Annotated in this window: 8 protein-coding genes; 6 read left to right on the top strand and 2 right to left on the bottom strand. The window is 58.2% G+C overall.

Annotated elements, in window-relative coordinates; all coding sequences use genetic code 11:
• On the top strand, positions 1–139 hold a 139-nt coding region (locus tag VMU57_RS08375), incomplete at its 5' end, for an integrase core domain-containing protein (protein WP_325382377.1).
• A 33-nt stretch (positions 140–172) separates the two neighbouring features.
• On the opposite strand, the gene bshC is transcribed toward VMU57_RS08375, so the two are convergent.
• On the bottom strand, positions 173–1786 hold the full coding sequence (bshC, locus tag VMU57_RS08380; protein WP_325382364.1) for a bacillithiol biosynthesis cysteine-adding enzyme BshC: 1614 nt from the start codon (positions 1784–1786) through the stop codon (positions 173–175).
• A 135-nt stretch (positions 1787–1921) separates the two neighbouring features.
• On the opposite strand from bshC, the gene VMU57_RS08385 reads away from it, so the two are divergent.
• From VMU57_RS08385 to VMU57_RS08405, 5 genes are all read left to right on the top strand, one after another.
• Positions 1922–2581 (top strand): NUDIX hydrolase, encoded by a 660-nt coding sequence (locus VMU57_RS08385; protein WP_325382366.1) that lies wholly within the window; start codon positions 1922–1924, stop codon positions 2579–2581.
• Between the two features lie 338 nt (positions 2582–2919).
• Positions 2920–3138 carry a cold shock domain-containing protein gene (locus VMU57_RS08390; RefSeq protein WP_325382368.1) on the top strand — a complete coding sequence of 73 codons (219 nt, stop codon included), beginning with the start codon at positions 2920–2922 and terminating at the stop codon, positions 3136–3138.
• Between the two features lie 119 nt (positions 3139–3257).
• Complete coding sequence (locus tag VMU57_RS08395; protein WP_325382370.1) at positions 3258–5153, top strand: PHP domain-containing protein; 1896 nt, start codon at positions 3258–3260, stop codon at positions 5151–5153.
• A 214-nt stretch (positions 5154–5367) separates the two neighbouring features.
• Entirely contained in the window at positions 5368–5718 is a 351-nt protein-coding gene (locus VMU57_RS08400; RefSeq protein WP_325382372.1) for a PadR family transcriptional regulator, read from the top strand.
• Positions 5715–7262 carry a TIGR03435 family protein gene (locus VMU57_RS08405; protein ID WP_325382373.1) on the top strand — a complete coding sequence of 516 codons (1548 nt, stop codon included), beginning with the start codon at positions 5715–5717 and terminating at the stop codon, positions 7260–7262. The genes VMU57_RS08400 and VMU57_RS08405 overlap by 4 nt, the downstream gene beginning before the upstream one ends.
• 232 nt (positions 7263–7494) lie before the next feature.
• On the opposite strand, the gene VMU57_RS08410 is transcribed toward VMU57_RS08405, so the two are convergent.
• Positions 7495–8181, bottom strand: a 687-nt coding sequence (locus VMU57_RS08410) for a hypothetical protein (RefSeq protein WP_325382375.1), incomplete at its 5' end; no start/stop codon positions are given.

Consider the following 8181-nt stretch of genomic DNA (forward strand, 5'->3'; position numbering starts at 1 on the left):
CTCAGCAGAAAGAAACCAATGCCTCGAACCATGGATCCACCAGTACAACTGGCATCGACCACATGCTAGCCTTGACCAGAAACCACCCATCAGCCGATCAGGCCTCGATGTCAACAACCTCTTGAGACACCACATTTAGCCCCTGGGGGATGCCCTCATCCAGATGATGCCCCTAAAGCCGAATCACCACATGCCCCGGACAAAGATTCGCCGCAGCTTCCACCAGCCGCTCCATCAATCCCTCTCCATGCCGCGCCACAAACCAGATTCCCCCCACCAATCGCTCCTGCGGATGCCCCTCAGGAAAGACATTCAGCGTAATCGCCGCCGCATGTTTCGCCAGACTGGCCTCTTTCTGCAACTCAAACGCCGCCGCCATCCGTCGCAGCCGGTTCATCTGGTAGCGCATCTTCGAGCCTGACACCTCAGCCGTACGCCCCAGCGACTCATCCATCCCACCCATGTACTCCATCGCAGCCGTCAGCGCAGCATCCAGCGCATTGCCCGCCGCCGCCAGCCGCCGTTTCTCTTCAATCGGCATCGCCCGAGCGCCCAGCCGCAACGCCAACTCTGCCGCCGTCGTCATCGCATCCGGCAACTGAACCTCATGCGTGGCCATCACGGTAGCAACCGCAGGCTCCAGCAGCGTCGCACTCAGCCGCGGCAACACCGGAGTCACCCGTCCCAGAATCGCCTCATACAAAACCGCGCTCTGCGCAAAGTAGGCAATCTCCGAAGGGCCGCCGATATAAGCCGCCGTCGGCAGAATCGTGTCCTGAAACACAGGCCGCAGCAGCGCATTCGGACTCAGACGCTCCGGCGCACTCTCCAGAATCGCAATTAACTCCGCAGAAGAATAAGCCTTCCCGCCAGCCTTCCATCCACCCTCAGGCGTGCGCCGCAGGGCCATCCGCTCACCCGTCGACTCCTCCACCAGAAACAGCAGACTGCCCCCAGCGGCAACCAGCACCTGGGCATGATAGCCAGCCTTCACCAGCTCTTCACTACGAGCGATCAGCGCCGTCTGCAACTCCTCGGCATGTTCAATCGCATAACGCAGCGTACTTGCCCCCAGCGCATGAAACTCCCGCGAGGCGGCATCCATCACAACCAATCCCTGCGCAGCGAACAACCGCGCCATCAACCGCGCAAACGCTCCACCCAGCGTCTGCTCGGGCGTATAACACTCCTTCAACATCTCCCACGCCGGAGAGAACTCCAGCAACTCCCCCGCCTGCTCCAACACCTGATCGATCTCTGCACCCAGCGCGATCCCACCTACTTCAACCGCAGCCTTCGTCTTCAATCCAGCCCGCAGCGTCTCCACCGAAGTCTTCGTCAGCAACGATACCTGGTCCACCTCGGCCAGATCGTGGTCCTCTGTCGCCAGCCAGAACACCGGCACATGCTCCACCCCAGAAGTCCGCGTAGCATCCTTAGCTCGCGCCACGGCAGTAGCAGCCTTTAATAAAGTCAGCAGCGGCCCGCCAAACAAACCCACCTGCTGCCCGGTCACTATCGCGCGAGCACCACCACGCAGCTTCTCGATATTCACCATCGCCGCCGAGCCCGCACCAAACTCAGCGTTCTGTCGCGCCAACGCATCCGCCAGCCCGGCAGCATTCACGCCCGGGCGCTCCTTGCGCATCCACTTGCCCGCAAACGGCTCCGCTCCATACCACCGGCGCACCGCTGCATCCACGGGACTGTCGCCCATGCCAAGGTAGCCGCGATACAACGGCGACACATGCGGCAAAATCGTTATCGGGTAACACTCAGCGCTCATCGCAGCCACAATCCTCGAACCGGCACAGCATCCCGGCCTGGCCCAAACTCCGCAGCCACTATCCACCTTACTATCTTCATGTAACGGTTGGATGCCCAACCCCCAACTCACGATGCAGGATGATAACGTAGCTTTATGGCCACCTCGACAAAAAAGCCCGTCGCCTCCCAGCCCAAACCCAAGTCCAAAGCCGTCCCCGTCAAGCCAAAATCCCCCGCCAAAAAGAAGCCCACCGCCACCAAAGCTGCCCTCATCTCCTCAAAACTCTCCTACAAGGGCAACGTCTTCTCCGTCTACACCGACAAAATCATCGAGCCCGGCTCTGACACTCCCTACACCCGCGACGTCATCCGCCACAACGGCTCCATCGTCGTCCTTGCAGTAGACGAGTCCGTCAACCCCAAAGACCCCGACCTCATCCTCATCCGCCAATACCGCCACGCCGCCGGCCAGTTCCTGCTCGAACTCCCCGCCGGACGCATCGAGCCCAACGAAGCTCCCCTCGCTGCCGCCAAACGCGAGATGATCGAAGAGACCGGCTTCCGCGCCAAACGCTGGACCCACCTCACCAAGTACTACGCCAGCCCCGGCTTCCTCGGCGAGTCCATGCAGATCTACCTCGCCCGCGACATCAAGCAGGGCGCCGCCAACCCCGAGGAGGACGAGCACATCGAGATCGTCCGCACCCCGCTCTCCAAGGCCCTCGCTCTCATCGCCGCCGACAAGATCCACGACGGCAAAACCCTCATCGGCGTCTTGTTCTACGCCGCCGCCCATCGCGAAGGCCGTCTCTAACCAGATACTTGCGCTTTGTCTCATCTCAACCGAGTGGCTCACAACGAACTCTGAGCCACTCGGCAAGGATTTACCGGTCTGTTGGCTGTCTACTACCCGAGACATCACAATAAGACCTTCATCATGTTATCCATATCGCCTGCGCAAAATAATCGATTCGGTTACGCTCTATTCCGCGTAACCCCGCGAAACCATTGATCGAAAGGCAAATCTCCCCACCCGGAAGAATCTCCTCACTCGCTGGAAAACTTTACCGGAAAACTCCATGCCCAACTCCTGCGTCAGACACAGGTAAGTCGCGGCAACGCGCATCGACCGACAAAAGGGAGCACGTTCAAGTGAGTCAATATAAAGGCACGGTTAAGTGGTTCAACAACGCAAAAGGCTACGGATTCCTTGGCCGGGACGGCGGGGCAGACGTATTCGTTCATTACAGCTCCATCCAGCGCGAAGGCTACAAGAGCCTCAAAGAGGGTGACGAAGTAGAGTTCGACATCATCGAAGGCAGCAAAGGCCCCCAGGCCGATCAGGTCAGCCGCCTCAAAGAGGCTGTCTAATCGACATCTTCGCCCGGCCCGCCCATAGCGACGTGCATCCGCATCTCCCGCCGTTGCATACTGACTGAGCAGCCGGGCGAAGACGATTCAGACATAGAAAGACCGGCTCGCCTCCATTCATGGACAACATCACCATCGCACGCCTGCTCGACGAAACCGCAGCCCTGCTCGAGATCGACGCAGCCGACCCCTTCCGCATCCGCTCCTACCGTCGCGCCGCCGAGGCCGTCGAGCAGCAAACCACCCAACTCTCCACCCTCGTCACCGAACCCAAACAACTCCTCGCCATCCCCGGCATCGGCAAAGGCATGGCCGCCAACATCGTCGATCTGGTCTCGACCGGAACCATGCCCCTCCGCGAAGAGCTGCTCACCAAATACAAGCCCACCATGCTCGAACTTCTCCGCCTCCCCGGCATGGGCCCCAAGACCGTAGCCCTCATATGGTCCTCTCTTCAGGTCGCCGACATCGATGCCCTCGAAGAAGCCGCCAAAGCTGGCCATCTCAACAAGCTCCCGCGCATGGGCGAAAAGTTCACCACCAAGCTCCTCAAGGGCATCGAGGACTACCGCAAAAATTCCAGCCGCTTCCGCATCGACCAGGCCCACGACCTCGCCGAGCGCATCTCCGCCCTCATCCGCGCCTTTCCCGGCATCGAAACCATCACCCCCGCAGGCTCTCTTCGCCGAGGACGCGAGACCGTAGGCGACCTCGACCTCCTCGTCACCGGCCCCGCCTGCGAGCCCGATGTCGTCGCCGCCGCAGTCGAGCACGTAGCCACCCTGCCGCTCATCGACAAGCTCCTCGCCCGAGGCCAGAACAAAGTCTCCTTCACTCTCCGCAACAACCTCCAGGTCGACGTCCGCCTCCTCCCCCGCGCCAGCTACGGAGCCGCGCTGCAATACTTCACCGGCTCGAAGATGCACAACGTAGCCCTGCGCCAGCGAGCCATCAAACGCGGCCTCACCCTCAGCGAGTACGCTCTGCTGCGCCTCGAAGACAACAAGATCATCGCCGCAGCCAGCGAAGAAGAGATTTACAACGCCCTCGACCTCGACTACATTCCACCCGAGCTGCGCGAGAACTGCGGCGAGCTAGAAGCCGCAGCCGCCCACACTCTGCCCAACCTCATCACCCTCGCCGACATTCGCGGCGACCTGCACATGCACACCGACGCCACCGACGGCCGCGACACCATCCGTCAGATGGCTGAAGCCGCCATCGCTCGCGGCCTCTCCTACATCGCCATCACCGACCACAGCAAAAATCTAGCGATGACCAACGGCCTCGACGACGCCCGCGCCCTCGCCCACATCAAGCGCATCCGCGAAGTCGACGCCGAGATCCAGCAAGACTTCGCCAAACTCCGCGAAGCGCTCGCCACCGACACACCCCCCACTGACGCCCGCCTGACTTCCCTCTATCAAGCCCTCAAAACTCCTTCCGTTCCGGATTCAGATTGTCATCCTTCGCGAAGCGGAGGACCTGCTTCTCCTCCCCTGACGTTCCGCATCCTCCCCGGCATCGAGGTCGACATCCTCGCCGAAGGTCAGCTCGACCTCGACGACAGCACCCTCGCCCAAATGGACATCGTCGTCGCCAGCGTCCACAGCCGCTTCGACCAACCCATCGAGCAGATGACCGACCGCATCCTCCGCGCCTTGGAAAACCCACACACCCGCATCCTCGGCCATCCCACCGGACGCAAAGTCCTCAAGCGCGACGCCTACGCCGTCCACATCGATCAGGTATTAAAGCGAGCCGCCGAACTAGGCGTAGCCGTCGAGCACAACGCCTCCCCCGCCCGCTCCGACCTAAACGATTTAAATCTGCGCTTGGCCAAACAACACAACTGCAAGATCGTAGTCGACACCGACGCCCACGCCACCGAAGAACTCGATCAAATAAAATTCGGCATCACCCAACTCCGCCGCGCCTGGCTCACCGCCGCCGACATCCTCAACACCCAACCCACCGCCGATGCTCTCCTATCCCAACTCCGTCCCAAACCCTGAAATTAAAATCTTCAAGTTCTCTGCCGTCGTCCTTATTTTGCAATGTCCCTGATTCTGGCGATGTCGTTCCTCTAGGAGCATCTGGGTACGCCAAGGCTTCAGCCTTGGCCCTCTCGAACATAGTCTCCAGAGTGGGGCTTTAGCCCCTGGGGAGTAGATTGCCTAATAAAATTCATTGACATATTTTCGGAAGCCGATATATCGTGTTTCGAATATGAAGTCCGACTATAGCAATCTCCTCCCTCTCTCCCCGGCCACATTACACGTCCTGCTGGCCCTGACCGGTGGAGACCTGCACGGTTACGGCATCATGCTCGAGGTCGCCCGTCAGTCAGGCGGCCAGTACAAGATGGGTCCGGGTACGCTCTACGACAACGTCAAGAAACTTCTCAAACTTGGCCTCATCGAGGAGGCCTCGGCAGAGAGTTCCGAGAGCGAGCCGCGTCGCAAATATCACCTCACACAGATAGGAAGTTCTGTACTAGCGTCCGAGACGGAACGCTTAACGGGCGTGCTCCGTGAAGCCCGTCGCGGCCTGCGTCTTCACGAGGAGAGGCATTCATGAGCAACCTCCAAAGCCAACTGTACGGAGCAATGATCAGACTGCATCCTGCAGACTTTCGCAACGAATTTGGTCGCGAGATGACGCTAGACTTCGAGGACGCATTGACCAGCAATGGCTTCGCGCGCCTTTATCTCGACGCGTTGCTGTCTCTGGCGCGACAGTGGGCCGCATACGCCTTCCCCCAAACAACGGAGACGCCGATCACGCAACAATCCCTGCTCTCAGGTCATTACGTCATGGTCTCGCAAGGATGCCTGACCTTCTTCGACCTCGCCCGAGCTTCAATCCTTTCGGCCATATTCTTACTCGCAATCGGCTTCGCCCTCACAACTTCGAGCAGCCGCATCACCATCAGCCTCCAGGCCAGCCATGAAGCGCAACATAAAGGCATCACCGTAGCGGAAGCCAATGGGCAATTCCCTCTCTCACTTCAACAAACCAACGTGGCGAATCACCTCGCATCTGCTCCAAGCTGGCAAACTCACTCGACCAGACGTGGAGTTCCCGGAAGAAACTTGAATGGCGTTGAAACCCTACGGCACGACAAGAGGACAGGAGACACCCCTTCTCCAGAGCTGCCGAATCCTCTATGGCGATTGGCAGCATTGATCGCATTCGTTTCGCTGGCAACATGGTTACTGCACAGAAATCCCCATACAGGCAAAAAGATAATCTTTACAACGCTGGGTTTCCTTACCATCGCAATGCCTTCCGCATTTGGAATCATGCGCATGGTCCCAGTGCACGCGCAAATTCTGCACGCGAGCGGCCCCGTGCCCTCCTTCGAGGTAGCAACGATCAGGCCGTGGGAACCACCACCGATGCCCATAGGCCAGCCTCTACCCATGAAAGTGTCTCCCGGTCGGTTGCGCGGACAGGTCAGTGACAGGGTGCATTTCGTCGGGGAGGCAGCGATACTCATTGCGTCGGCGTATAACCTGCAGCTCGGTCACGAGAACCATATTGTGGGAGCACCAGCCTGGGTGCAGCAGCAATCCAATCGGTACGAGATTCAGGCAAAGATTGAGGACTCCCTGTACGCGGCAATGCAAAAGATGACCCCAATGCAACAGCGGGAGCAGGTCGAGTTCATGGAACAGTCCTTGCTCGCGAACCGATTCAAGCTGAAGGTACATTTCGAGACAAGGGAGATGCCGATCTACGCACTGGTCGTCGCGAAGGGCGGCCCGAAGCTGTCTCCGGCAAAAGAGGGTGAATCCACCCGGCTCTTTGATACTGCCGAGAGCGAGCATGGAATCGAAACCACCGCTACGGCAATAACGCTCGACGACTTTGCACGCTCTCCTCTTGTGTTTGGCGGACGCACCGTAGTAGATCAGACCGGCCTCAAGGGAGCCTATGACTTCACGCTGAAATGGGGACGAGAACAGCCTGCCGATTCGGACACTAGACAGCAGAATGGGGCTGATGCGCCATACTTGTTCACCGCAATCCAGGAGCAGCTCGGCCTAAAACTGGTGCCGACGAAGGGACCAGTAGAGGTCATCGTCATCGATCACATTGAGAAGCCTTCGGCAAATTAGCTGCTGTTGCCCGTCCTCCTCATTCCACATTCCAAAACCTGTCAAGCCCCCAATCTTCTAACTCACACATAACAAGCCAAATAGAGTGGTAATAACATACTTGACTCAGCAGCAGGGTCAGGCATTTCTTGCGCCAAATGGCAGGTTGCTCCCCGATTGGGGCCGAATGAATAGCCAATCAAGAAAGACTCAAATCGACGTTTGTCCACTTTCTGGACACTTAGTGGGAAGCCTAATTCGTAACCTCAGGAAGTTCGCAGGATTCGTCATTTGCGGTCTTCTCTGTGTCTACCTCATTATATTGGGCGCACGCGATATAGTCTTTGCCCACAGGATCGTACAGATCGCAAAACCTCAGCCAGTGCTTTCTCTTGAAAACGTCCTTGTAGCAAGCCCTACCAAACACGTAAGCCTTGACTTTCCCGGTGTTTATTACGGCGTCAAGGGATGCTTGATCCACAACCACATCATTATCCGATCCCTTCACCGTAGAGCTAAATGTTTGATTGGGGAAGAGTGTCGTGCGGCTGCGGATACCCGGAGCTTTGGCTTTCCAGTTTGGAACGAATTTGTTCCCTTCGACTACTGGAATCATCCTAGTTTGAGCCACAAAATCTATGGCGGGAGTTCTTCCGGTGTTTGCCAAAACAGCAGTGGCGTGGAAAGGCTTACCAACCTCCGGTATTCCAGTTACCTGCATCATTCCTATCCAAGCCCTTTGATCTTCCCGCATAGACTCTTGGGTGGCCTTGATGGTGCCTTCCGAGTTCTTGGCCATCTTGGCGAAGTCACCCTCGGCAATTCCAATGTTTGTGCTTATGCCTTCGGCACTAGTAGCAAAGCTGTTGGCAGCACACGCCTGTTGTCCACCGTATGTGACAAGATTTTTAGTATCTACCCCGCCTTCGTGCATTTCGTG

It is taken from the genome of Edaphobacter sp. (assembly GCF_035532915.1).
Taxonomy (GTDB): Bacteria; Acidobacteriota; Terriglobia; order Terriglobales; family Acidobacteriaceae; genus Edaphobacter.